Source organism: Bordetella tumulicola (assembly GCF_054779135.1).
Window position 1 is genome coordinate 128,621 of record NZ_BAAGYU010000006.1, and the last position, 24,478, is coordinate 153,098.

21 protein-coding genes are annotated in these 24,478 nt (G+C 58.2%); 10 read left to right on the forward strand and 11 right to left on the reverse strand.

Features of this window, described 5'->3' with window-relative positions; genetic code table 11:
- Positions 1-125 precede the first annotated feature (125 nt).
- A complete protein-coding gene (locus ACYVDM_RS04540) occupies positions 126-2,240 on the forward strand; it encodes a TonB-dependent receptor (protein ID WP_415789128.1) in 2,115 nt (704 codons plus the stop codon).
- Positions 2,241-2,254: 14 nt separating this feature from the next.
- Here ACYVDM_RS04540 and ACYVDM_RS04545 read toward each other — a convergent pair whose 3' ends face one another.
- Entirely contained in the window at positions 2,255-3,508 is a 1,254-nt protein-coding gene (locus tag ACYVDM_RS04545; RefSeq protein WP_415789130.1) for a glycosyltransferase, read from the reverse strand.
- An 866-nt stretch (positions 3,509-4,374) separates the two neighbouring features.
- Between ACYVDM_RS04545 and ACYVDM_RS04550 the strand changes: the two genes are divergently transcribed.
- Both ACYVDM_RS04550 and ACYVDM_RS04555 read left to right on the forward strand, forming a co-directional pair.
- Complete coding sequence (locus ACYVDM_RS04550) at positions 4,375-5,601, forward strand: Hint domain-containing protein (RefSeq protein WP_415789132.1); 1,227 nt, start codon at positions 4,375-4,377, stop codon at positions 5,599-5,601.
- A 192-nt stretch (positions 5,602-5,793) separates the two neighbouring features.
- Entirely contained in the window at positions 5,794-7,035 is a 1,242-nt protein-coding gene (locus ACYVDM_RS04555) for a Hint domain-containing protein (RefSeq protein ID WP_415789134.1), read from the forward strand.
- A gap of 176 nt (positions 7,036-7,211) precedes the next feature.
- On the opposite strand, the gene ACYVDM_RS04560 is transcribed toward ACYVDM_RS04555, so the two are convergent.
- Positions 7,212-7,664 carry a MarR family transcriptional regulator gene (locus ACYVDM_RS04560; RefSeq protein ID WP_415789638.1) on the reverse strand — a complete coding sequence of 151 codons (453 nt, stop codon included), beginning with the start codon at positions 7,662-7,664 and terminating at the stop codon, positions 7,212-7,214.
- Positions 7,665-7,821: 157 nt separating this feature from the next.
- On the opposite strand from ACYVDM_RS04560, the gene ACYVDM_RS04565 reads away from it, so the two are divergent.
- The 3 genes from ACYVDM_RS04565 (at position 7,822) to ACYVDM_RS04575 (ending at position 10,820) form a co-directional block, all read left to right on the forward strand.
- On the forward strand, positions 7,822-8,535 hold the full coding sequence (locus tag ACYVDM_RS04565; protein ID WP_415789136.1) for a response regulator transcription factor: 714 nt from the start codon (positions 7,822-7,824) through the stop codon (positions 8,533-8,535).
- Positions 8,532-9,932, forward strand: a complete 1,401-nt coding sequence (locus tag ACYVDM_RS04570; protein ID WP_415789138.1) for a sensor histidine kinase — start codon at positions 8,532-8,534, stop codon at positions 9,930-9,932. Before ACYVDM_RS04565 ends, ACYVDM_RS04570 begins: the two co-directional genes overlap by 4 nt.
- A gap of 183 nt (positions 9,933-10,115) precedes the next feature.
- Positions 10,116-10,820, forward strand: a complete 705-nt coding sequence (locus ACYVDM_RS04575) for a MarC family NAAT transporter (RefSeq protein ID WP_415789140.1) — start codon at positions 10,116-10,118, stop codon at positions 10,818-10,820.
- Between the two features lie 42 nt (positions 10,821-10,862).
- Here ACYVDM_RS04575 and ACYVDM_RS04580 read toward each other — a convergent pair whose 3' ends face one another.
- A complete protein-coding gene (locus tag ACYVDM_RS04580; RefSeq protein WP_415789142.1) occupies positions 10,863-11,060 on the reverse strand; it encodes a hypothetical protein in 198 nt (65 codons plus the stop codon).
- 278 nt (positions 11,061-11,338) lie between these two features.
- Between ACYVDM_RS04580 and ACYVDM_RS04585 the strand changes: the two genes are divergently transcribed.
- Entirely contained in the window at positions 11,339-11,656 is a 318-nt protein-coding gene (locus ACYVDM_RS04585; protein WP_415789144.1) for a virulence factor, read from the forward strand.
- Positions 11,657-11,861: 205 nt separating this feature from the next.
- On the opposite strand, the gene ACYVDM_RS04590 is transcribed toward ACYVDM_RS04585, so the two are convergent.
- From ACYVDM_RS04590 to ACYVDM_RS04610, 5 genes are all read right to left on the reverse strand, one after another.
- Entirely contained in the window at positions 11,862-12,110 is a 249-nt protein-coding gene (locus ACYVDM_RS04590; protein WP_415789146.1) for a hypothetical protein, read from the reverse strand.
- A gap of 275 nt (positions 12,111-12,385) precedes the next feature.
- Positions 12,386-13,735 (reverse strand): serine--tRNA ligase, encoded by a 1,350-nt coding sequence (gene serS, locus ACYVDM_RS04595; protein WP_415789148.1) that lies wholly within the window; start codon positions 13,733-13,735, stop codon positions 12,386-12,388.
- Between the two features lie 41 nt (positions 13,736-13,776).
- Complete coding sequence (locus tag ACYVDM_RS04600) at positions 13,777-15,117, reverse strand: replication-associated recombination protein A (RefSeq protein WP_415789150.1); 1,341 nt, start codon at positions 15,115-15,117, stop codon at positions 13,777-13,779.
- A gap of 66 nt (positions 15,118-15,183) precedes the next feature.
- Positions 15,184-15,831, reverse strand: a complete 648-nt coding sequence (gene lolA, locus ACYVDM_RS04605) for an outer membrane lipoprotein chaperone LolA (RefSeq protein WP_415789152.1) — start codon at positions 15,829-15,831, stop codon at positions 15,184-15,186.
- A complete protein-coding gene (locus tag ACYVDM_RS04610) occupies positions 15,831-18,191 on the reverse strand; it encodes a DNA translocase FtsK (protein ID WP_415789154.1) in 2,361 nt (786 codons plus the stop codon). The genes lolA and ACYVDM_RS04610 overlap by 1 nt, the downstream gene beginning before the upstream one ends.
- Positions 18,192-18,233: 42 nt before the next feature.
- Here ACYVDM_RS04610 and trxB point away from each other — a divergent pair, with 42 nt between their 5' ends.
- From trxB to ACYVDM_RS04625, 3 genes are read left to right on the forward strand one after another with little or no spacing between them, the layout of a single operon-like run.
- A complete protein-coding gene (gene trxB / locus ACYVDM_RS04615) occupies positions 18,234-19,190 on the forward strand; it encodes a thioredoxin-disulfide reductase (RefSeq protein WP_415789156.1) in 957 nt (318 codons plus the stop codon).
- The gene (locus ACYVDM_RS04620) at positions 19,180-19,911 is read left to right on the forward strand and encodes a Smr/MutS family protein (protein WP_415789158.1); all 732 of its coding nucleotides are present in this window, start codon (positions 19,180-19,182) and stop codon (positions 19,909-19,911) included. The genes trxB and ACYVDM_RS04620 overlap by 11 nt, the downstream gene beginning before the upstream one ends.
- Positions 19,908-20,237 (forward strand): DMT family transporter, encoded by a 330-nt coding sequence (locus ACYVDM_RS04625; RefSeq protein WP_415789160.1) that lies wholly within the window; start codon positions 19,908-19,910, stop codon positions 20,235-20,237. Before ACYVDM_RS04620 ends, ACYVDM_RS04625 begins: the two co-directional genes overlap by 4 nt.
- An 11-nt stretch (positions 20,238-20,248) precedes the next feature.
- On the opposite strand, the gene ACYVDM_RS04630 is transcribed toward ACYVDM_RS04625, so the two are convergent.
- The 3 genes from ACYVDM_RS04630 to ACYVDM_RS04640 form a co-directional block, all read right to left on the reverse strand.
- A complete protein-coding gene (locus ACYVDM_RS04630) occupies positions 20,249-22,330 on the reverse strand; it encodes a sodium:solute symporter family protein (RefSeq protein WP_415789162.1) in 2,082 nt (693 codons plus the stop codon).
- Complete coding sequence (locus ACYVDM_RS04635; RefSeq protein WP_415789164.1) at positions 22,330-22,608, reverse strand: DUF4212 domain-containing protein; 279 nt, start codon at positions 22,606-22,608, stop codon at positions 22,330-22,332. Before ACYVDM_RS04635 ends, ACYVDM_RS04630 begins: the two co-directional genes overlap by 1 nt.
- Before the next feature lie 375 nt (positions 22,609-22,983).
- Entirely contained in the window at positions 22,984-24,120 is a 1,137-nt protein-coding gene (locus tag ACYVDM_RS04640; RefSeq protein ID WP_415789166.1) for a porin, read from the reverse strand.
- Between the last annotated feature and the right edge of the window lie 358 nt (positions 24,121-24,478).

A 24,478-nucleotide genomic window follows, 5' to 3' on the forward strand; every position in this document is an offset into this window, starting at 1 on the left:
TAATGGGTACAGACCTGGCGTGATCGCGCCCGGTCTACGACCACGCCCCGCCTCTCTTCGCCCCGGATCTGCCATCGTGCCCTACGTCGATGCCAGACCCAGACAGAAGCTACTGAAGAGAGAGCATGTTGACCATTATTCGTTCAGGCCCCTACCTGGGCATTCCCCTCGTCCTGGCCGCATTCAATACCGCCGCGCAACCCGCCCCCGCTACGCTAGCCCCCATTACGGTTTTTGCAGGGCCCGAAACAGCCCTCGCGACCGAGGCCACTACGGGTTCCAATCTTGGACTCACACTGATGGAGACGCCTGCCAGCGTCGATATCATCACGCGTGAACAGATCGAGGAGCGTGGTGATATCAGTGTCACCGACGCCATCACTCGTGCGAGCGGCTTTTCGGCCATGACCCATCCTGGCAATGGCAATAGTGCATTGTCAGTTCGCGGGTTCACCGATAGCACCTCGGTCATGCGACTGTATGACGGGCTGCGCCAATACGGCGGCGTGGGCGTGACGTTTCCGTTCGACACGTGGTCGGTCGAGCGCATCGAGGTGTTACGCGGACCGGCCTCGGTGATCTACGGCGACGGCGCGATCGGTGGCGTCGTCAATGTGATCCCCAAGCATCCGACGCACGGGCCGATTGAAAACGAGATACAGGCCACCATCGGTACGCAGGACACCGCACGATTAGGCTTGGGCAGCGGTGGCTCACTGAGCGACACGCTTTCCTATCGGCTGGATTTAAGCGGAAACTATACCGATGGCTGGGTGGACCAGGGCCAGTCGGGCGACGCCACGTTCTCGGGCGCCTTGCGATGGGACGCAACATCCGATCTGAATTTCACGCTCAGCTACGCGTACGGCTATCAGCGCCCCATGCGATATTTCGGTACGCCACTGATCGATGGCGAACAAAACGAGGCGATCCGCAAAAAGAACTACAACGTCAGTGATAGCTTCATGCGCTTTCGCGATCAGTGGACCCAATTGGATACCGTCTGGACCCCCAATGACGCGACAACCTTGCGCGCACGCCTCTACCACGTGCAAAGCGACCGCGACTGGCGCAATGCCGAGCGCTATGTCTATAACCCCGATACCGGCCTGATCGACCGTTCGGACAATACGCAGATCACGCACGACCAGACGCAGACCGGCCTGACCATGGATGCGGCCTTCAAGGGGACGCTGGCAGGGTTGGACAACACGGTGTCGCTGGGTTTTGACGTGAACCACGCGCGTTTCAAGCATATCAACAATACCTACGCAGGCAGTTCCGGGCCGGTCGATCCGTATGACCCGGATCCCGGCCGATTCAACAGCGACGTGCCCAACATTCCGCGCTATCGCAACGAGGCCGACCAGTTCGCCCTGTTCATCGAGGACAGGCTGGCACTGACAAACAAATGGTCTGTCGTCGCCGGCCTGCGCTATGACCATGCCAAAGTGACGCGTGACGATCTGGTTGCCAACGAACGCGCGCTGTCGACAACCTATTCTGACGTGGGTTGGCGCATCGGCACGGTCTACGACGTCACCCCGGACCTGGCGGTATACGCGCAATACGCCGAAGCGGCCGACCCCGTGAGCGGCCTGCTGATGCTCAGCCCGGCCAATGCCGGGTTCGATATGTCCAAAGGCAAACAGATCGAGGTCGGCCTGAAACAGGCATTCTGGGACAACCGAGGCGAATGGACACTGGCTGCCTATCACATACGCAAATCCAACCTGCTGTCTCGAGACGCGACCGACCCTGATCTGCGCGTGCAGATCGGTGAACAATCCTCGCGGGGGCTCGAGGCCTCGATGGCGCTCGCATTTGCGCCCGGCTGGAAGGTCGAAGCCAACGCAGCCATTTTGCGGGCCAAATACGACGATTTCACGGAATCCGACGGTGGCGCGGCAGTGTCTCGCGCGGGCCAAGTCCCGCCCAACGTGCCGCAGCGCCTGGCCAACCTATGGCTAAGCTGGAATTTTCAACCCGGCTGGACAGTCATGGGGGGCCTGCGCTATGTGGGCAAGCGCTACGCCGATAACGCCAACACGCTTGAGCTCCCCTCGTACACCACCACCGACCTGGCCGTGCGGTGGGACGTGAACCGCGACACTACCATTACCGCCCGCGGCTATAACATTTTCGACCGCGCGTACTTCACGACGGCCTACTACACAGACACGCAATGGCTGTACGGACCGGGCCGCCGGTTTGAGCTAACACTCAATCATCGGTTCTAAAGCCGGGGCTGCGACTACGGTTGCGGTTGCGGCTTCGGTTGCGATTGCGGCTTAGGCTTCGGTTGCGGTTGCGGCTTCGGTTGCGATTGCGGTTGCAGACGCTCACCTTGATGAGCGTCTGTCGCTTGGCTGGCCGCGGCCGGGGGTGCCGCAATCTGCGCTGCCGGCTTGGCGTTGCCGCCCGCCGCCGGCTTTTTGTTGGGCTTTATCCCCAGTAGCTTGTCGTAAATTGCACCGAGCCTGCGACTGATGATTCTGGGGTGACAAGCCTGTGCCCGCTCGAGATAGTCCTGCGAAATCCGCATCCGCATTTCAGGAGACATGTTCGCCAGCGCCAATACGGCGCGACGCAAGTCATTGGACGAGCGTGGGTTGAACAACAAATGATGTGACGACTCCGGAAAGAGCTCTTCCATGGTGGGCGTTCTAGGGGCTACGGTCGGCACCCCCAGGGTCAACGACAGGACCGCCACGCCCGACGTCAGTACCTTGTGATAAGGCAAAACCAACCCCGCGCAAGACCGCAATAGGTCCGCCACCTCGGGCGCAGGGACGGACGCCAAGCGACACTCGATCTCGGGACGCGCCTCGCATTGCGCCAACAAATCATCCAGAAAAGATTCCGCCCGAATCGGGTTGCCACAAATCCGCAGCGCCAAGTCGTGCTTGACCATGAAGTCATGAGGCAGCTTGCGCAGCATTTCGGGGATGCCTTTGTACGCACGCACCAAGCCAAAGTACAGCAACGTCCGCGGATGCGCCGGCGGCTGCCCGGCAAGTTCAATCGTTTTCTCGGCAGGCTCGTAAACGTCGAAATAGGTCGGATGCGCCAGGACACGCATCTTGGACAAATCAGTCAACCCGATTTGCTCCTGCAACATCGACATCGCATGTTGGTTGTGAACCAGGATAAGACTCGATAGCGCGGCGAGATCCTTGCGTAATGACAGAAACGTGCCGGTGAACCGCCACTCGTGCGGCTTGATGTTATGGACCGTCCATACGACCTTGCCACCCAGATCGACATAGTGCTTGAGTCGGGCGATGTAATCCCGACGCAGCTTGCCAGCCTGGGATGCAGATTCGCACTTTGCGAAAAGCGCTTCTTCCCAGTGAATGTGGTGGATGGACTTCCCGAGTCGATTCAGTTGCCCAATAGACGTGGCGATAGAGCCTGATGCAATCCTGTATCTGGAACCGATCGACCTATACAGCAATTTTTGATATGGATTGCTATAAACGCGGGAATTAACGATTCCAAATGCCATAGTTTGCCAACAACAGACTCTAAGTGATTTTATTCAGTGCCGGCCGCCAAACAGGTCAGGATAGCCGCCACGTGTCGTTGCCCGCCCCTATACCGGGACGGGCTAGCCCATAGCATTCCACAAAAATGTCGTACCGACGAATCGAACAGTTGCGGCCCGCACAATTCATTACGGCCGCTCGCTGATAACAAGAAAAAAGAAACCGTGTCCCTACAAATATGTCCAGTCATAACACCATCGTAACTAACGAACTTTGTGAGACAACAAAACTAACGCTGCAGCGCAACATATCGAAACGATAACGAGTAAAAAAAGTGTCACTTGGTGCAAGAAAACCAAATTTTCGCTCGAATATAGTAACTTATTATTTATAATGTAACTATAATTTCTTTGATTCGGAACAAGCATTTAGCGGAATTTAATTATTTTTAACTTAGAGTTACATGCATTATTTATCGTTAAGCTTTAAGTCAACAACGTCATATAATTTACAATTAGAAATCACAACAGGAACTTTGATAGATACGATTCGACGGAACCACTCAAGTCTCGTCGTGTTACGTGTTTTTGAGTTACTAAATCCGGGATGCTGTTTCCCATCTGTAAGACGCCAAGCTTTCCTTATGGGAGAAAGATGATGTCGTTGTTGCACGCGCCCTGCAGTTCTCTTTTGCAGTTCCGCAAATCCTCCCGCACGCCCCCTTGCTTTGAATGATTTGATGCTATCGATTCGATAGCGAGAGTTTTTGCGCCTAGCACAATCTGGTCATTTACTACAGAAATTTTCTTAGCTAGCAACCGGCAAGGTGGGTCCCTCCCCCGCCGGCACGCTAGAACGTTTTGCTTCTTATCCTTGGAGAACTAGCATGGCTCTTATCGACCTCGATCTGGGTAACTCTGATCAAACAATCGACTCCACGAACGCGCCCGACGCTTCCAACACCATCGACATCACCGCGCTTGGGTCTCACACCCTGACGGTGGACGGTGTAAACGCTACGATCGAGAGTGTTGCGGGCGTAAGCGCAGGAGCGACGCCCACTTACGCTGTCATCAATGGCGGAAGCTTGACGATCGACTCCGGATTGGCAGATCTCAGCGCGCTGTCCAGCGTCAATTATGCAGTTGGCGATGGTTCCGTAACCGTCAATGGCCCTACCCTTGCGGTCGGCTTGGTTAGTTCGCAATCGATCGATTTCACCGGTGACGGTGGTGCATTTGCCTACAATCCGGGCACACTAGGTGCCCCGACATTCGCGGTGACCAACCTCGGAGTTGGCGATTCGATTGCAGTAGGAACGCGAACCAACGGCACATTTACTTATGATGCTGAGTCGAGCACCGGCACCTTGACCTACCCCGGCGGGCTGCTCGGCGCCACAACCGTGACGTTCGATATCCAGAATCTGAGTCAAGCAGACTACGACGCCATCATTGCTGATAATGGTGGCAGCAACAGCGGTTTCGGCGAGTTCGTTTCGCCGGTGTGCTTCCTGCGTGGCACCATGATCGAAACGACCAAAGGCGAAGTGGCCGTCGAAGACCTCGTTGCTGGCGATATCGTGATCGGCCAATCCGGCGAGCGTACCGTCAAGTGGGTCGGTTTCCGCAAGACGTTCACCAAGCAGATCCCCGCTGATCGCCGTGCCGAGCACATGCCCATCCGCATTGTGCGTGACGCGATTGCCGAGAACGTCCCCAGCAAAGACATCGTGGTTTCGCCCGGACACCATGTCCTGGTCGAAGGCAAGCTGGTTCGCGCTCAAGACCTGGTCAACGGCAAGACGATCTACCAAGAAACGCATCACATCAGCTATGAGTATTTCCACGTTGAGCTCGACCAGTTCGACGTCATCAGCGCCCATGGCCTGATGTCCGAGTCTTGGGCCGATGGTGGCAACCGCGACTACTTCCAGAATGCCGACGTGGCGGCACTGCGTCCGGAAGATCGCCAACGTCGCCGTGCCGATCGTCCGGGCTTTGTCGCCCTGCGTAAAGGCCCTGAGGTCGTGCGTCTGCAAAGCGTGTATGCCGCTCGCGCTGAGCAACTGCAACAAGAGCAAGAAGCACAGCCGATGATTGCCTACGGCTGATCGTCCACGCTAGGCGGCGCCAGTGGCGCCGCTATTGCTAGGAGCTGACTTCCCGCCAGATACCGGATACGGTATCTGGCGGGAAGTTTTGCGTTTTACGATTCGATATTTTTTACCGCGATGGTTAAATCCTCGTCATTTTCTGTGGTTATGCTTTACTAAATTTTCTTAACGCTCATCTCGGAGAACGTCATGGCGGTTATTCCCGTTGATATTAGTGCGGACGATTACACAGTCGATCAAGGCGACTTAAACGCCGGCGATACGTTGGAGCTGACTGGGCTGGGCAGCAACACGTTGACCGTGGACAATGTCAATGCAATCGCTGATATCGATCCGGACGCAGCAGCAGCAGGCACGCCCACCTTTGCTCTTATCAATGACGGAAACTTGACGGTCAATATTGGGCAGGCCAATCTCTTCGGCTTGGACGGCATCAACTACGAGGTTGGCGACGGCTCCGAGATGACCCTTAATGGCTCTCTCAGCCAGGCTGGCTTCGTTGGGCCACAATCGATTGATTTCACTGGCGAAGGCGGTGGCACATTCCTCTACGCCCCGGGTGAGTCGGGACCAGAAGAAGAAACGACAGTATTCGAGGTGACCAACCTTAGTCAGGGCGATGCGATTTGGGTGGAATCGCGTACGAACGGCTCTTTTGAGTACGATGCTACGAGGAGCGTAGCCACCTTGACCTACGGCGGCTCGGGTGGCAGTCAGGAAACCGTGGCATTCGAGATCCATGGTCTGACGCAAGACGACTACGAAGAGATAATTTTTTTACATGGCGGCAGCAACACCGGTTTTGGCGAATTCATCTCACCAGTGTGCTTTCTGCGTGGCACCCTGATTCAGACAGCGAAAGGCGAAGTCGCCGTCGAGGATCTCGTCCCGGGCGATACCGTCATTGGTCAATCCGGCGAGCGCACGGTCAAATGGGTCGGTTTTCGCAAGACATTCACCAAACAGATCGCCCCCGATCGCCGTGCTGAACACATGCCTATTCGCATAGTGCGTGACGCGATCGCCGATAACGTCCCCAGCAAGGACATCGTGGTTTCGCCCGGGCACCATGTCCTGGTCGAAGGCAAGCTGGTCCGCACGCAAGACCTGGTCAACGGCAAGACGATCTATCAAGAAACGCACCACGTCAGCTATGAATATTTTCACGTTGAACTCGATCAGTTCGACGTGATCAGCGCTCATGGCCTGATGTCCGAGTCGTGGGCCGACGGTGGCAACCGCGACTACTTCCAGAATGCCGACGTCACGACACTGCGTCCGGAAGATCGCCAGCGTCGTCGCGCGGATCGCCCGGGCTTTGTCGCGCTGCGTAAAGGCCCTGAAGTCGAGCGTCTGCAAAGCATGTATGCCGCTCGCGCCGAGCAACTGCAACAAGAGCAGGACGCGCAGCCGGTGATCGCCTACGGCTGATCGGCATCACGCTAAGCGGCGCCTGTGGCGCCGCTATGAATGGAAACCGGCTTCCCACCCTGTACCGATATCCGATATTTGCGTGGGAAGCTTGCATTCTACGGCTGGCGCCCTCGAGGCACGACAGCGTATTGGGATCGCGCAGCAGAGACGTCTATCCAGCGCCCTCAAAACACCTATTTGCTGAATTTCCCCAGCAGCTCCACCAACAAGGGGCGGATGTTTTGCAACTGCTCCTGATGGACGGATGACAGTGATTCCAAGGTACGCTCGGCCAGCGGTGTCAGGTGCAACAGCGCGCGACGGCCGTCATTCGGATCAGCCTGGCGGGTCAACATATTCATTTGTACGAGGCGGTTGACCAGTTCAGTCGCGCTATGGGATTTGATGCATAGCCGCTGTGCCAGCTCGGTAACGGTGGGCGCCAAGAGCTGGCCTTTGATCGCCAACAGGGCCTGATGCTGTTGAGGCGCCAGCCCCTGGGCATGCGCCTCGATCTCGCTAAACAGCGCGAATCGGCGCAACTCATAACGAAAGTCCGCCAGCATAGCGAAATCCGACGGCTGCAGCGCAGCGCGCTGACCGGATGAATGAGCGGTAGAGGGTGTAGGGAGTATGACGGCGTCCATGGCGTTAATCATGGTACGCACGCTCGCGCATTATGGGCATTACGAAATCATTAACAATCGGCAATGTTGGCTATCGCTACGCATGTCGACAGGCGTCCGCTCTCGCGTACGTTAGAATTCGCCGCTACAGGGTTGGCCTATTTTTTGGGGGATGACTATGTGGCGCTGCCTGATTGTCGAAGACGACGCCGACAATGCCCGCTATATCGCCAACGGGCTGAAAGAGCTGGGTTATGACCCGGTCATCAGCATGGACGGCCCGACGGCTTTGCAACGTGCGACGACCGACCATTGGGACGCCATTATCCTGGACCGCATGTTGCCCAACGACGTGGATGGACTGTCGATTTTGTGGTCGTTGCGAGCGCTGGGCAAGAAAACACCGGTACTGGTGCTAAGCGCGCTGACTGCCTTGGACGAACGCGTGCGCGGCCTGAAGGCGGGCGGCGACGACTACCTGACCAAGCCCTTTGCCTTTCCGGAGCTCGCGGCGCGCGTCGAGGCGCTGATCCGCCGCGCCTCTCCGCAGTACGAGCAGCGTCAATTAACCGTCGCAGACTTGTCGCTGGATCTGGTCAGCGGGCACGTGACACGCGGCGGCAGAACCATCACGCTGCAACCACGCGAGTACAAGTTACTGGCCTACATGATGAACAATGCGGGCCAAGTTCTGACACGCACGATGTTGTTGGCCACGGTATGGGGCTATCACTATGACCCGCAAACCAACGTTATCGACGTACACATCAGCCGATTACGCCAGAAAATCGATGGCGAGGCGGATACGCCATTGATTCATACGGTACGCGGCGTCGGGTATCGACTGGCCGCGCAACCGCAAGCCGACGCTGGCAAACAAGGCCAGCCATGATTCAACGCCTGCGTCGGATGCTAAGCGGCATCTGGAGCTCGGTGGCTTTTCGCCTGACACTCAACTACAGCATCCTGGCGTTGCTGACGTCGTTGTTGTCATTGATGTTTGTGCATTACCAGAGCGTCAAAATTCTGGAGTCACAGTTTTCTCGTCAGGTACAGATGACGGCCCAGCGCATGAACGCGCATTTCGAACAAGGCGGGCTTGCCGGGCTGACGCGCGAGATCTCGCTGGAAATGGCGGATCACGTGAATACGGATACGGAAATGTTCATGCTGCTGGACCCCGTCGGCCGGATGTTGGCGGGCAATATCGCGTGGGATCCTATTGACGCGCCGCTCAGCGGCAGCGGCGTCATGCGTTCGGTACTGTTGCGGGGCCAACCCGCTCATGGCTATCTGGTCGCACGCAAGCTGCGGGATGGCTCCACGCTGATTATCGGTCACGACTTGCGAGACCTTTACGATCTGACCGAATTGATTCGGAATGTCAGCCTGGCCGCCACCGGCGTCATTGCCCTGCTGGTGTTACTGGGGGCGGTCCTGTTTCGCCGCGTACTGCAACGACGCGTAGAGATCATTCGACGTACCGCGAACCAAGTCGGCGCAGGCAAGCTTGGACAACGCATCCCGGCACATCCACGGCAAGATGAATTTGCGCTGCTATCGAGCGACATCAACGGTATGCTGGATCGTATCGAGCGGCTCATGCACGGCGTACGCAATGTCTCGGACTCGGTGGCGCATCATTTGCGCACGCCGTTGACGCGGATGCTGATGCGGCTGCGTACGATGGATTGGGACACTGCGCCACGACAAGACATTCGTGCAAACGTTGATCGTTTATCGGCCGAGCTGGAGGATCTCGTTAAAGTTTCGGAAAAACTTTTGCAGATCGCCGAGTTAGAGTCCGGCGCACGACGCAGGCGCTTTGAATCGGTGCGCCTGGACGCGATCGCACAAGACGTCGTCGACTTGTATGAAGCGGTGGCCGAGGAACAGCAGGCACAACTGACCCTTCAGAATCACGGAGATGCGCCGTTGCGGGGTGACCCGGACCTGTTGGCCGGCGCGATCGCCACGCTGGTGGACAACGCACTGAAGTACGCCGGCGACGACGCACGCATCCATATCGAAACGGCGCAAACCACAAAAGAAACCCTACTGACGGTCACTGATAACGGGCCGGGTATTCCACCCGGCAAAATCGAACGTATCGGCGAGCGCTTCTATCGCGCCCATCGACAGGTTCCGGGCCACGGGCTGGGGTTGGCAACCGTCAAGGCGATCGTCCGACTGCATGGAGGTCAAATGACGCTAAGCAATGCCGAACCGGGACTACGTGTGCAGTTGCTCTTTCCGTCAGGGTTAGATGCCAACATGGATAGCCAATAAGCGCGCTGCGCCACCAACACGAACGAGACGACGATGACCGTCATTTCTCGTCGCGACAGTGCTACGATGCTCTGGATTTCTGTTCTGAGGCGTTGCTGCGCTGAGGAAATCACGGCTTAATAGGTTTCCTGCTTAGCATCCTGTGTTCACACCCGGCCTGTAGTCCTTTTCTGGAGATATCGCTTGCTATTGGATTTTCTGAAGCTAGTCGGACTGGGGTTGTTCACGCTATTACCCGTTGCCAATCCATTGACCAGCGTCACGCTATTGCTGGCGCTAGGCAAGGACTATACGCACGAAGAGCGCAATCGCCAGGTCGACCGCGCTACGCTGTATGTACTGGGCATCATCCTGGTGTGCTTTTACGCGGGTAACGCCATCATGTCGGGGTTCGGCATATCGATCCCCGGGCTCCGTATCGCGGGGGGCCTGATCGTGGCTTATATCGGCTTTGGCATGCTGTTTCCGGCGACCAGCCAGAGCGAAGCCTCGGCCCAAATCGAGATGGCGCCGGACGAGCCGCGTGTTCATGTCGACGCGCCACACGGACCGCGCCGGCCACCACCTCGTGATATTTCATTTATTCCGCTGGCTCTGCCAGGCACCGCGGGCCCCGGCACGATTGCACTGATCATCAGCAACGCGACGACCATACACAGTACGCACGGATTGCAGATCAGCGCGCAGTTGGCGGTAATCACCGTCGCCGTACTCGTCGCCGGGATTTTCTGGATCTGCATGCGCAGCGCCGAGCGCATTAACCGGTTTCTCGGTCAATCGGGCATTGATGCCGTATCGCGCGTGATGGGCTTTTTGCTGATCTGCATGGGTGTGCAGTTTGTCATTAACGGGATTTTCGAGCTCGCGGGAAAATCCATGCCGGTCTAAGGGCCGACACAGGCCACCCGCGCGGTAGGCACCCGTGTGTGGCTACAGTGCCGGAGGCTCGATCCAGAAAAAGCGTTCGCCCTGCTGAACCATGTCGGCAACGTCTTGGGCGTGCATCCGGTATTCGGTGCCCATCAAGGTGGCGCCACCATCATCATGAATATGGATGACCGCCAAAGGGTCTTCCTTGATGGTGTACCAGTAGTAACCCGGCTTGAGATCGTGAAGTTTCGGTTCCATAGGCTCAGTATATCGACAAACCTTGGTGTACGAGTGTAACCGCCGCACTGAAGCAAGCGGAAATCCACCAAATTTCAGTCGATTACACAAATTCTGCGCCCCCTCTGACGGTCAGTGGCAAATTGATTGCTGCACCACAGCATTTTCATTTATCCGCTCGGCTGGCGTGTTGCGGATTGTCGCTATTGCGGCGGGTACGGTCATGCTCTAGCTGCCGAAAACACCGAAAATAGAACCGTCCTATCAACTCAGCTGCTTTGTGCAGCAGGCAGGTGCACATGAAAAAATGGTTTATTGCCGGTATCAGCGCCGCGGGGCTGCTGATCTCGAGCGCCGCCATGGCACGCGTCGACATCGGCGTCTCTATCGGGATTCCTGGCGTGGTCTATCCGGCTCCCGTATACGTAGTACCAGAACCGGTCTATGTTGCACCGCCCCCGATGGTGTACCACCGTCCCTATTATGTAAGATCCGGTCCGCGCTATTACTACGGCGACCGCCACCACTGGAAGGGTCACAAACATTGGAAGGGACACAAGCACAGACATCATCACCACCGCAGACACCATCGCGGCCATCGCTACCACGATGATTAAAGCGTCGTTCGGTGCCTAGACAAAAAGGCAAAAAGGCGGCCCTGACAGGGTCGCCCTTTTTTATTGGTGTGATGCCGGATGGAAAATGCCACCGGCGTCTATACGGCGACGCAATGCCGCCTTGATTTAGTTTGCCGGCCGGTCCGTGACCGGTGTGGGCTTGCTAGGCAAGCGCCGCGGGGTACTGGGGGCACGCCACCAGCCATTATGCGGACGCGTGCGCGAACTCTGGTTCACCATTGAATCGCACTCCGTTGATGCCCTCGAAGATTTGCAGGCTGCCCTGCTCGGCTTCGGTGCGGGTTGGGAACGGCGACTGGCCCGGTACAAGCCAGCTCTTCTCAGGTGCGTTGCCTCCAATGCGGCGAGTCCAGACTCGTACCTTGAAGCCTTGCCCATCGTCTTCAACGATGTCGCAACGTACACGAAAATCACCGATCATCCTGGAACTCATCTTTATTACCTCCCCCTAACCGTTGATAACAATACCCGCTTATATCGGGTCGGGCATATTGTGCCCTAAAGATGCGACCCTATTTTAGTGGATCACATTTACTGACATCAAAGATCAGAGAATGATTCGAAGGATAACGGGAAAATGCGACAACGATGTGGCAATCGATCAGCGAAATAGTTATATGCAAATTCGCTAATTGACGATGCCTGGGTAAGGCAGGCAATGACGGCCCGTCTATGCCTTGAATGAAGCAGCAACGGGCCTTGGCGAGATCAGGGTTGCAGAATGGTCAAACCACCCATGTACGGTTGCAATACCTTCGGCACGACAATGCTGCCATCGGCCTGCTGGTGGTTTTCCAGCACCGCGACCAAGGCACGCCCTACCGCCAGGCCAGAGCCATTGAGCGTATGCAGGTACTCCGGCTTGCCCTGGCCAACACGGAAACGTGCCTGCATGCGGCGTGCCTGGAAGGTTTCGCAATTCGAGACCGAGGAGATTTCGCGCCAGGTATTCTGGGCGGGCAGCCACACCTCGAGGTCATAGGTCTTGGCCGCGCCAAAGCCCATGTCGCCGGTACACAGCAGCACGACCCGATAAGGCAGCTCGAGCAATTGCAGCACGCGCTCGGCATGCCCCACCATTTCGTCCAGTGCCTGGTACGAGGCATCGGGATGGGTGATCTGCACCATTTCGACCTTGTCGAACTGGTGCTGGCGAATCATGCCGCGCGTGTCGCGCCCCCCGCTGCCCGCTTCGGAACGAAAGCACGGCGTATGCGCCGTCAGGCGTATCGGCAGATCGGCGCCAGCCACGATGGTGTCGCGCACGGTGCTGGTCAGCGTGATCTCCGAGGTGGAGATCAGGTATTGGTCTTCGCGGACAACTTCGTTGCCGCGATCGTCCAGTACCTTGGGATCATCGTCTTCGCCGCCCTTGGAGACAAAAAACATGTCGTCCTTGAATTTGGGCAGTTGGCCGGTGCCAAACAGCGTGGAGCTATTCACGATGTAAGGGGTATAGCACTCGGTGTAGCCATGCTGACCGGTCTGCAGATCCAGCATGAACTGCGCCAGCGCGCGATGCAAACGAGCGATCGGACCCCGCATGAACGAGAAACGCGCGCCGGACAATTTGGCGGCCAAATCAAAGTCCAGGCCCAGCGGCTCGCCGAGCGCCACATGATCTTTGGGCTCGAATGCCAACGGTGGCGGATTGCCATCGGCGGCGGGCTGGCCGGGCAACCAACGACGAACTTCGACGTTGTCGTCGGCCGAGCCGCCCGTGGGCACGCTCTCGTGGGGCAGGTTCGGAATGGCCATCAGCCACTCGCTGAGCGACTGTTGCACGACCGTAAGATCGTCTTCGAGTTGCTTGAGTTGGACAGGAATCGCCTGCGACTCTGCCAGGACAGCAGAGGCATCCTCGCCTTTTGCCTTGAGCTGGCCAATTTGTTTGGCTAATGCGTTGCGGCGTGCCTGCAGGGTTTCGGTTTCCGTTTGAACGGCCTTGCGGCGGGACTCCAGCTCGTTGAACCGTTGCGTATCGAATTCGACGCCACGGGTTTTGAGGCGGTCTACGACGGTTTGCAGATCTTTGCGCAGCAGTATCGGGTCTAGCATGGGCGGCAGGAGTAAGGTTGAAAAGAATGGTGGCGCAACGGCTATCGTTGCTTGGCGCGTTCCTGAGCATCTAACTCACGCAGAAACGCCAGCTTTTGCTGGATTTTAGCCTCTAGGCCGCGATCGGTTGGCCGGTAGAAGGAAGCTTTCACGCCATCGGGGAAATAGTCTTCTGCAGCGGCATAGGCATGCGGCTCGTCATGGGCATAACGATAGGCGTGGCCGTGGCCGAGCTGTTTCATCAATTTTGTAGGCGCGTTACGCAGATGCAGCGGCACGGGCGCGCTGCCATGTTCTGCGGCGAACTTGCGAGCCGCATTGTAGGCGTTGTACACCGCGTTGGATTTCGCGGCGCAGGCCATATAGACCACGGCTTGCGCCAGGGCGAGCTCACCCTCGGGCGAACCCAGGCGTTCGTAGATGTCGGCGCCATGCACCGCCAGCTCGGTCGCGCGCGGGTCGGCTAAACCGATGTCTTCGATCGCCATGCGCACCAATCGGCGCGACAGATATTTCGGATCGGCGCCGCCGTCGAGCATGCGCGAAAACCAATACAGCGCGGCGTCGGGACTGGAGCCGCGCACGGCTTTGTGCAAGGCGCTGATCTGGTCGTAAAACGCATCGCCGCCCTTGTCAAAGCGACGCAGATTCTGCGAAAGCGATGTTTCCAGCCACTCGGCATCGATTTGGTCACGACCCGCTGCCTGGGCGGACTCGGCGACAACTTCGACGGCACTGATGAGACGGCGCGCATCGCCATCGGCCCAGGCAGCGAGCTGCTCGCGCGCGTCAGGTGTAATGCGCACCGCGGCTGAGTCTTCGTGCCCATCGTTGAGCGCCAGGATCGCGCGATCAAGCAGTTGCTGCAGTTCCTCGGCGTTAAGGGATTGCAGCACGTAAACGCGTGCGCGGGACAGCAGGGCCGAGTTGACCTCGAACGACGGATTCTCGGTGGTCGCGCCGATAAAGGTAAACAGACCGCTTTCGACATAGGGAAGAAACGCGTCCTGCTGCGCCTTGTTGAATCGATGCACCTCGTCGACAAACAGGATGGTGCGGCGCCCCTGGCCTTGGGCAACCTGGGCGGTGACCACGGCATCGCGGATGTCCTTGACGCCCCCCAATACCGCGGAAATCGCGATGAATTGCGCATCAAAGCTATCGGCCATCAGCCGGGCCAGCGTGGTCTTGCCCACGCCTGGTGGCCCCCAGAAAATCATCGAATGCGGACGGCCGGACTCAAAGGCGACGCGCAGCGGCTTATCGGGCCCCAGCAGGTGCGACTGACCAACAACATCGGAAAGGGTGCGCGGCCGCAGACGCTCGGCCAGTGGAACATAGGGCCGGTGCGCGGGATCGGCGGCAAACAGATCGTTGCTCATGGCGGCGAAATCACAGCGGGCCGCTTTGCGGCCAAAACAAGCATTACACCATGACGCGGCGGCACGCTACATCTTGACGACGTCGACGCCCGCCGGCGGGGTGAAACGGAATTCGTCAGCGGACAACGACGGGTTTGACTGAATGCCGGAGAGCTCGACACGAGTGGTCTGTCCAAATGCATCGAGCAACTCGACCCGTACGGGCAGATTCTTGTTCAGCCCGATATCGACCTGGGCAAAGCCGGCATCCGCCGTGCGGGGCTTGGCTCGCAACCATTCGAGGCCATCGCGAGCGGGCAGCGCCGTCACATCAAAGGCCTGCTCCAGATCGCCGGAACCAAACAAAATGGCAGCGGGTGACGTACCAATGGCCTGATCCACCTGCCGTGTCGTGACCTGCGCCAGATCAGGGTCGTATTGATACAACTGTTGCCCATCAGACACCACCAACTGCTCGTACGGCTGGCTGACGGCCCACTTGAATTTGCCGGGACGCTGAAAGGCGAAAGTCCCGCTCTGGGCGCGCTGCGTTGTCCCCTGTGGCCCTGTGGTGGCTTGGGTGAACTTGCCTGTCGCACTGTGGACCTCGGCAACGAAGGCCTTGAGTTGTGTTCGTGCATCAGCAGCCAGGGCTGCCAGAGGGCTCAGCGCCAATAGCGCGGCCGTGGTGGCCGTCGCGATGGCGGCGGTCCAGGAACGACGTAAACCGGGCATCAGGCTTCCTCTTTGGACGGCACCAGGATTTCCCGGTTGCCGTTGGATTGCATTGCCGACACCATACCCGATTGCTCCATTTGCTCGAGTAACCGGGCTGCACGGTTGTAACCAATTCGCAGATGACGCTGCACCAGTGAAATCGAGGCGCGACGATGCTTGAGCACGACCTCGCACGCCTGGTCGTACATGGGGTCGCTTTCGGCATCGGCCATTCCCGTGACGCTGCTTACGCCATCGCCGGTCTCGCCTTCGAGGGCCCCTTCGAGCAGGCCTTCGATGTAGTTGGGCTCGCCCTGTGACTTCAGGTGATTAACGACACGGTGGACTTCGTCATCGTGCACGAACGCGCCGTGCACCCGCACGGGCAGACCGGAGCCCGATGGCATATACAACATGTCGCCTTGTCCGAGCAGGGTTTCCGCCCCCATTTGATCCAGGATGGTGCGCGAGTCGATTTTCGACGATACCTGGAAGGCGATACGCGTGGGAATGTTGGCCTTGATCAGGCCGGTGATGACATCGACGCTGGGACGCTGTGTGGCAAGAATCAAATGGATGCCGGCCGCTCGGGCTTTTTGTGCCAGGCGCGCGATGAGCTCTTCGATTTTTTTGCCCACCACCATCATCAGGTCGGCCAATTCGTCGATCACCACCACAATCGTGGGCAACGGCGACAGGGGTTCGGGCTGATCGGGCGTCAACGAGAACGGATTGGGGATGGGTTGCTCGCGCTTGATCGCGTCGTGGATCTTGGCGTTGTAACCCGCCAGATTACGCACGCCCATTTTGCTCATCAGGCGATAGCGTTTTTCCATTTCGCCCACGCACCAGTTCAGTGCATTGGCGGCATGGCGCATATCGGTGACGACCGGCGCCAACAGATGGGGAATGCCTTCGTAGACGCTCATTTCGAGCATCTTGGGATCGATGAGGATCAGGCGCGTCGAGGCGGCGTCGGCCTTATACAGCAGCGACAGGATCATGGCGTTGATCCCCACCGACTTACCCGAACCGGTCGTCCCCGCCACCAGCAAGTGAGGCATTTTGGCCAGATCGGCCACCACGGGGTTACCGGCGATATCCTTGCCCAGCGCCATGGTCACCACGGAATGGCTGGCGTGATAGGTCTGCGACCCGAGGATTTCGGAGAGCTTGACCATCTGGCGACGCGGATTGGGCAACTCTAGGCCCATCAGGTTTTTGCCAGGGATGGTTTCCACCACGCGAATACTGACCAGACTGAGCGCGCGCGCCAGATCCTTGGCCAGATTGACGATCTGGCTGCCCTTGACCCCGGTAGCAGGCTCAATTTCGTATCGCGTAATCACCGGGCCGGCCTGTGCCGCGACAACGGTCACATTCACCCCGAAATCAGCTAGTTTCTTTTCGATCAGGCGCGAGGTGAACTCGATGGTTTCGGCCGATACGGTTTCCAGACTCTGTGCAGGTGCATCGAGCAGACTGATTGCGGGCAAATCGCCCTCGCCTGCCGGCGGCGCAAACAGGGTTTGCTGCTTTTCTTTTTCGACACGATCAGAGCGCGGCACCACGGTAATGGCGGGTTCGATGCGTACGGGTTGCTCGTGCGTCAGCTTTTCGTGCTTGGCCTCGACCTGCTCGGTACGCACGGCCTTGGCGACCTCTCCGACCTTGCGATCCTGACGGGCCGTGTACGAATCGCGCACCCGTCGTGCCAGGCCCTCTACCCAGGCCCCGACGCGCTCGGCCACCTGCAACCACGAGAATGAGAAGAACAAGCTCAGGCCGATCGCCAACAGCACCAGTAACACGAGGGTGCCGCCCGTAAAGCCCAGGCTCTGCGCCAAGACCCCGGCCAGCATCTGGCCGATGACGCCGCCCGCGCCGCTCGCGCCGTCGGTGCCGCCGGGCAAATGCATGCCCCAGCTATACAGGCGCAATGCCTCGATACCAAGAGAGCCGATCAGCACCAGGAAGAAACCGATGCCTTCTTCCCAGTGAACGCGTGGCAGGACCTCGGGCTGCTTGTTATCCGCACGTAACTGACTCGCCAAACGGCGATAGCCTGCCCGTACGCGATGCAACAGCAATATGACCCACCACCAGGCGGAATAGCCGAACAGGTACAGCAAGATGTCCGACAAGGATGCCCCGAGGGTGCCTCCTTGATTGTGGATGACGCCATTGGTAACGGAATGCGACCAACCAGGGTCTGATGGAGACCAAGTGGCCAGCACCAGCGTCAACCAGGCCGCCATAGCGGCAAACAGTATCCAGCGTGCTTCGCGAAGCAAAGCGGAGATACGCGTTTGCAGCGGCGAAGGGCCGTTACGGGTGTTGCGCGAGGCGCGCGGAGAGGCAGTTGAAATACGTGGCATATGCCTCATTATAATTGGGCATCCATCTAAAGATACTGACCTATGTCCACGCCCAAACACGCTAAAGTTTTGATACTAGGATCCGGCCCGGCTGGTTACACCGCTGCCGTCTATGCCGCACGGGCTAATTTGGCCCCGGTTCTTGTTACGGGACTGGCCCAAGGCGGTCAATTAATGACCACTACCGATGTCGATAACTGGCCAGCAGATGCCGCGGGCGTACAGGGTCCCGACCTGATGCAGCGCTTTCAGCAGCACGCCGAGCGCTTTGATACCGAGATGATTTTTGACCATATCGCCAAGGTGGACTTGTCCCAGCGTCCCTTTACGCTGACGGGCGATACGGGCAATGCCTATACCTGCGATGCCCTCATCATCGCGACGGGCGCTTCGGCCAAATATCTGGGCCTGCCCTCCGAAGAAACCTTCATGGGCCGCGGCGTCTCCGGCTGCGCGACCTGCGATGGGTTTTTCTATCGCAACAAGGACGTCGTCGTCGTCGGCGGTGGCAATACTGCCGTCGAAGAGGCCCTGTATCTGTCCAATATCTGCCGCAAGGTCACGGTCATTCATCGCCGCGACAAATTCCGCGCCGAGCCTATTCTGGTCGACAAGATGATGGACAAGGTCGCCAACGGCAATATGGAGCTCAAGCTTTTCTATACCCTGGACGAGGTGCTGGGTGACGACAGTGGCGTGACAGGCGTACGCATTCGTCACACCGAGACCGGCGAAACCGAGGACCTGGAGGTCATGGGCGCATTCATCGCGATCGGCCACCAGCCCAACACCGGGATTTTCGAGGGACAACTCGACATGAAGGACGGCTACATCATCACCAAGAGCGGTCTGTCGGGCATGGCCACCATGACCTCGGTACCGGGTGTGTTTGCCGCCGGCGACGTCCAGGATCACGTCTATCGCCAAGCCATCACCAGCGCCGGCACGGGCTGCATGGCTGCGCTGGACTCACAGCGATGGCTGGAGAATGCAGAGTAACAAAAAGGGGCTGACTGACCTGAAACGCTTGCACCAAGTCGCACAACAAAACCGTGCGAGCACCGAGCAAGCCGCGCGGATCGCACAGCCGAAGGCCACAGCAAAGGCCACGGCCTCGACAGAGGCCGATGATCCCGCCGCGTTTCGCCGCGCGATGCTGGCCGTCACCCCCTTGAAACAAACCGGACGACGCGTGCCCGCGCCAGACAAAGCGCGGTCCGCCGCACAGCGCGGCCCCGTCGCATCGGGGCCCGCCTCCATCAGTCTCGCCGTCGCCATGCGTCGCGCCGCCGCCACGGGAGAAACCTCGACCCGCGCCGATGCCGGCGTCTCTGATGGCGGAGAAGTTGCGCATCTGCTTTCCGAGAGCGGCACGGCCTTTGTACGCGCCGACACCGCGCCCGATACCGCCCGCAATCTGCGCCGGGGCCAATGGCCGGCCGGCGCCGAACTGGATCTACACGGCCTGCGAGTCGAACAAGCCCGCCACGCTGTGCTGTCCTTTCTGGACGAATGCCTGGAGAACAGCATCCGGTGCGTACGCATCGTGCACGGCAAGGGCTACGGCTCGCAAGGCCTGGAGCCCGTACTCAAAGACAAGGTGCGCACCTGGCTGGTCCAGAAGTCCGAGGTCATGGCGTTCTCTCAAGCGCCCGAACGCGAAGGCGGAGCCGGCGCGTTGCTGGTTTTACTGCGCCAAACAGGAGTTCGAAACACGTGAAATGGGTCTACCTGGGGATTGCCATCGTCGCCGAAATCCTGGCCACGAGCGCGCTCAAGAGCGCCGAGGGTTTCACTCGCTGGCTGCCGTCAGTCATTACGGTGACGGGCTATGCCGTGTCTTTCTATTTCCTGTCGCTGACGCTGCGTGAAATACCGGTTGGCATCGCCTATGCCGTGTGGTCGGGCGTAGGCATTGTCTTGATTTCGTTGGTAGGCGCCCTGCTTTTTAAACAACATCTGGACGCCCCCGCGATTCTGGGTATCGTGCTGATCATCGCCGGCGTGGTGGTCATGAACGTCTTCTCGAAATCCATCAGCCACTGATTGAGGCACCATCAAGACAGTGTCGGTGGCTTGCCATCCGGTTCGCGCAAATACTGCACTAACTGGATCGTTGCACTGTCGGGTGGCGGGGTGAGCAATGACACCACGATGATGGTCAAAAACGCCGCAGGCGCGCCAAAGACGCCGGCTGCAATAGGTTGAATCCCCCACCACAGGTTCACCGCCTGTGCGCGGTCAATACCAAAAACCCACTCGCGCAACCAGGGGTGCGTGTGGGCCATATAGGTGAACGTCACCGCCAGGCCGACAAACATCCCTGAGGTTGCCCCCCATTTGTTCGCTCGACGCCAGAACAAGCCCATGACCAGCACCGGGAAAAAGGACGATGCCGCGAACGAGAATGCGGCAGACACCATAAACAAAATATCCGCGGGCTTGCGCGCCGCCACCCAGGCGGCGCCGAAGGCCACGACCAGCAGCAATATCTTTGACACCATCACCCGGCGCGCGGCCGACATCCGGGGCGATACGACCCGGTACCACATATCGTGCGACAGCGAGTTCGACAGCGTCAGCAACAGGCCATCGGCCGTCGACAGAGCGGCTGCCAGCCCGCCGGCGGCGACCAAACCCGAAATGACATAGGGCAAACCGCCGATCTCGGGCATCGCCAACACCACGACATCCGCTCCCATACTGATCTCGCCCAGTTGCACCTTGCCGTCACGATTTACGTCGACAAGATCAAACAAGTTGACGTCGACGGCGCTCCAGGCATGCACCCAACTCGGTAAAGCGGCAAAGTCCGATCCCACGACCTGCGTATACACCTCGTACTTGATCAGCAGCGCCAACGCCGGCGCCATGAAATACAGCAACAAAATAAACAGCAACGACCAACAGACAGAACGCCGTGCCTCCACCACCGACGAGGTCGTGTAAGAGCGCATCAAAATGTGCGGCATGCCAGCCGTCCCCAGCATCAGGCACAGCACCAACGCGAGGAAGTTGGTCCGCATATCCTGGCGAGCCTTGGGGTCTTTTGCAGGGAAGGCTTCGGCATGCGGCACCGGCGGTGAGCCGCGCGCTTCGTAAAGCGCGCGCGCCTGTGACCACGCCGCCCGAGCCTCTTCGACACTGGCGGGATACGTCTCGAGCTCGCGCTCCAGCGTCCGGATATCGATCATGGACGCCTCGGTCGCGCTCAACTGCGCCAGGCGACTGCGCAACCGGTCTTTTTCCTGCGCGAGCGATTGAGGCAGCGCCTGGAGTCGCTGGGTCATTTCATCCGCACGCGCTTTCCACAACTGCCTCACCTGCAACTCTGAGACATCCTTGCCCAATTGTGCTTCGCGCTCGGTGATCTCTTGCAACACGATGCCGGCCGAGAGTTGTGGCAACGGCATATCCGTGTGCTTGATCGACAACCACACGACCGGTACGAGATAAGCCACCACCAAAATGATGTACTGCCCGACCTGCGTCCAGGTCACTGCCCGCATGCCCCCCAGGAAAGAACACACCAGCATCCCACCGAGCGCCACGAAGATACCCAACTCGAACGAAATACCGGTCATCCGCGTCGTGATGATCCCCACGCCATAAATCTGCGCGACCAAATAGGTAAACGAGCACAACACCGCACATGCCACGCCAGCCAGGCGAGCCAGGTTGCCGCCATAGCGCGCGCCCATAAAATCAGGAATCGTGTATTGACCGAACTTGCGCAGATAGGGCGCCAGCAACAGGGCCACCAATACGTAGCCGCCGGTCCACCCCATGATGTAGGCGAGCCCTCCGTATCCGGTCAGATAAAGCGTACCGGCTACACCAATGAACGACGCGACCGACATCCAGTCAGCCGCCGTGGCCATGCCGTTATACACAGCGGGAACACGCCGGCCAGCCACGTAATATTCCACTTGGTCTGACGTGCGGCACACAATGCCAATGCCGGCATACAAGCTGACAGTCACCAGCAAGAAAGCGTAGCCGATCCAATCGCGCGGCATGCCTGCCACTTCAGCCAACGCCAGCAACACGATCAGCAAAACAAAACCTGCCGTGTAAAGCACATAGATACGGCGCAGCCGGATTTCAAACTCGCGGGGATTGCCACCGGAAAACGGCATTAATCACCCTGCTCGCCGTCTCGGCGAGCCCGTGCATCCGCGCGATTCATGACCCACGCATAGATCCCAATCAGCACCAAATAGCATAGCGGGGCACCGTACGCCGCCATCCAGAATGAGAACGGCCATCCGATAAATCCAAATGACAGATCGCGGGCGAAGAAAGCTGGAATAAAAGTCAGCGCGGCCCAACAAACGATGAGCGTGCCGATCAGGATTAGATTACGGTGCCAATAACGCCGCATGGCAGGGGGAGTGGTTACACGAGAATCCGGCATGTCTGGTTTTGTATTCGGTGCCGCGACTAGCCATTATGCAAGAAATTGACTTGCTCGGGCCGGATGCGACAACGGCTGACACCGAGGTGTCAGCCGTTGTGCGATTTGCTTTTATTTGGGTACTGCCAGGTTATTTATACCGGTGCCGCCGGTTGCCTCTTTTCGAGGCTATTTGTCTCCTCACCTGCATGACAAAGATTGTGCACCATGAATGGGATTGTCACACTAGGGGAATGCCCTAGGGTGGCGCAAAAACATCTGTTTGAATGCACCAAAATGGTGCTTTTGAAAACTAAAAAAAGCCACCCACATAGTGGGTGGCCCAAGAACAAGGTGCCCCGACTCCGCTCGGAAAAGGGCAACCCGTACCTATACTTAGAAGCGGTGACGCAAGCCGACGCCGACGGTCAGCATCTTGTTGCCGTCTACGAAAGCAGCAGCGTCTGCATACGAAGCAACCGAGTACAAGTTGGTGCGCTTGGACAGATCGTAGGTGTAACCCACGCTGTAGATGTCCATTGCTTCCAGATCCTTGTTGGGATCAGCACGTTGCCACGAAGCGAACACGTTGCTGGCGCCGCCGATAGGAGCGCTAACACCGACCAGGTACGAATTGATCTTCAGACCATCCCACGTGAAGGCGTCGTTGGTGCCGCCTTGGCCCTTAGCGGGGGTGTTGGGGTTGACGAGGCCGCCCATCAGGTCAAAGTCTTGACCCAGGAACACGCCGTCTTGAGTGCGACCATAAGCCAGCGAGAGCTTCAGGACTTCGAAGTCGTAGGCTGCGCCCAAGATGAATTGCTTGGGTTGCGGTTGGCTCGGATACAGGAACTGCTGGTCATACGTCAAAGCGACATTCAGCGGGCCGTTGTTGTAACGCACACCAGCGGTCACTGCACGGCTGTTATCGCCAGTTTCGAATTCGCCCGGACGGTCTACATCATCCACGTTGAACGAGTAACCGATACCGGCTTGGAAACCACCCCAGGACGGGGTTTGATACATCACCATGTTGTCGTAGCGAACCGTGTTAGCGGCGCTGAACGCAGAACCCATGGTGGAGTTCAAGTAGCTGAGCGAGAAGGGATCGATGCTCGAGAAGTACTTCGAAGCGATGTTGGTTTGGCGACCCAAGTCCAGACGGCCCCAGCTTTCGCTTTGCAGACCGATGGTGGCTTGACGACCAAACAGGCGATCACCTTGGCTGCTGTTACCGTTGCTGGCGCCGAAACCGCTTTCCAGCACGAACACAGCTTGCAGGCCATCACCCAGATCTTCGGTGCCACGCAGACCCCAGCGCGAACCGCTCTGGATGCCGTTGGTCATGCCGATACGAGATTGATAGTTGCCTTGGTACAAGGGGCGGTTGGCGTCATCAGTGCCAACTTTGCCACGTTGATAGGTGAGACCCACGTCAATCAAACCGTACAAGGTGACGGAGGTTTCCGCGACCGCGGTGCCACCGATGCCAGCGAGAATCGCGCCAGCTAGCAGAGTTTTTGTTAGTTTCATGTCCTCATCCCGATCAGTAGAGAGTAGTGAGAAAGCCGCTAGTCCCCACCCGCGGAGACTGCCAGAACCTATACATTAGGGAAAGCCTGTGTCAGCTCCAAATCCAGGAACAACACAATGAATCTAAATGTATCTTACAAAATACTCAAGTCTTTGATTTTTATACAAATCACTAATCGTTATAAATACATTGAGTTACTTAGTTCACATTCAATAATGGCTGATTTATTGCGTCTTAACAACAAATCAGGGGTAACCCTATTGCATATCGCACCCCAGCGGTAAACACCTATGGTGATGATTTTCGCCCCATTTCGCTGCAGATCCTCGCGAATAAGGGGCAGTTCGCTGCAATATG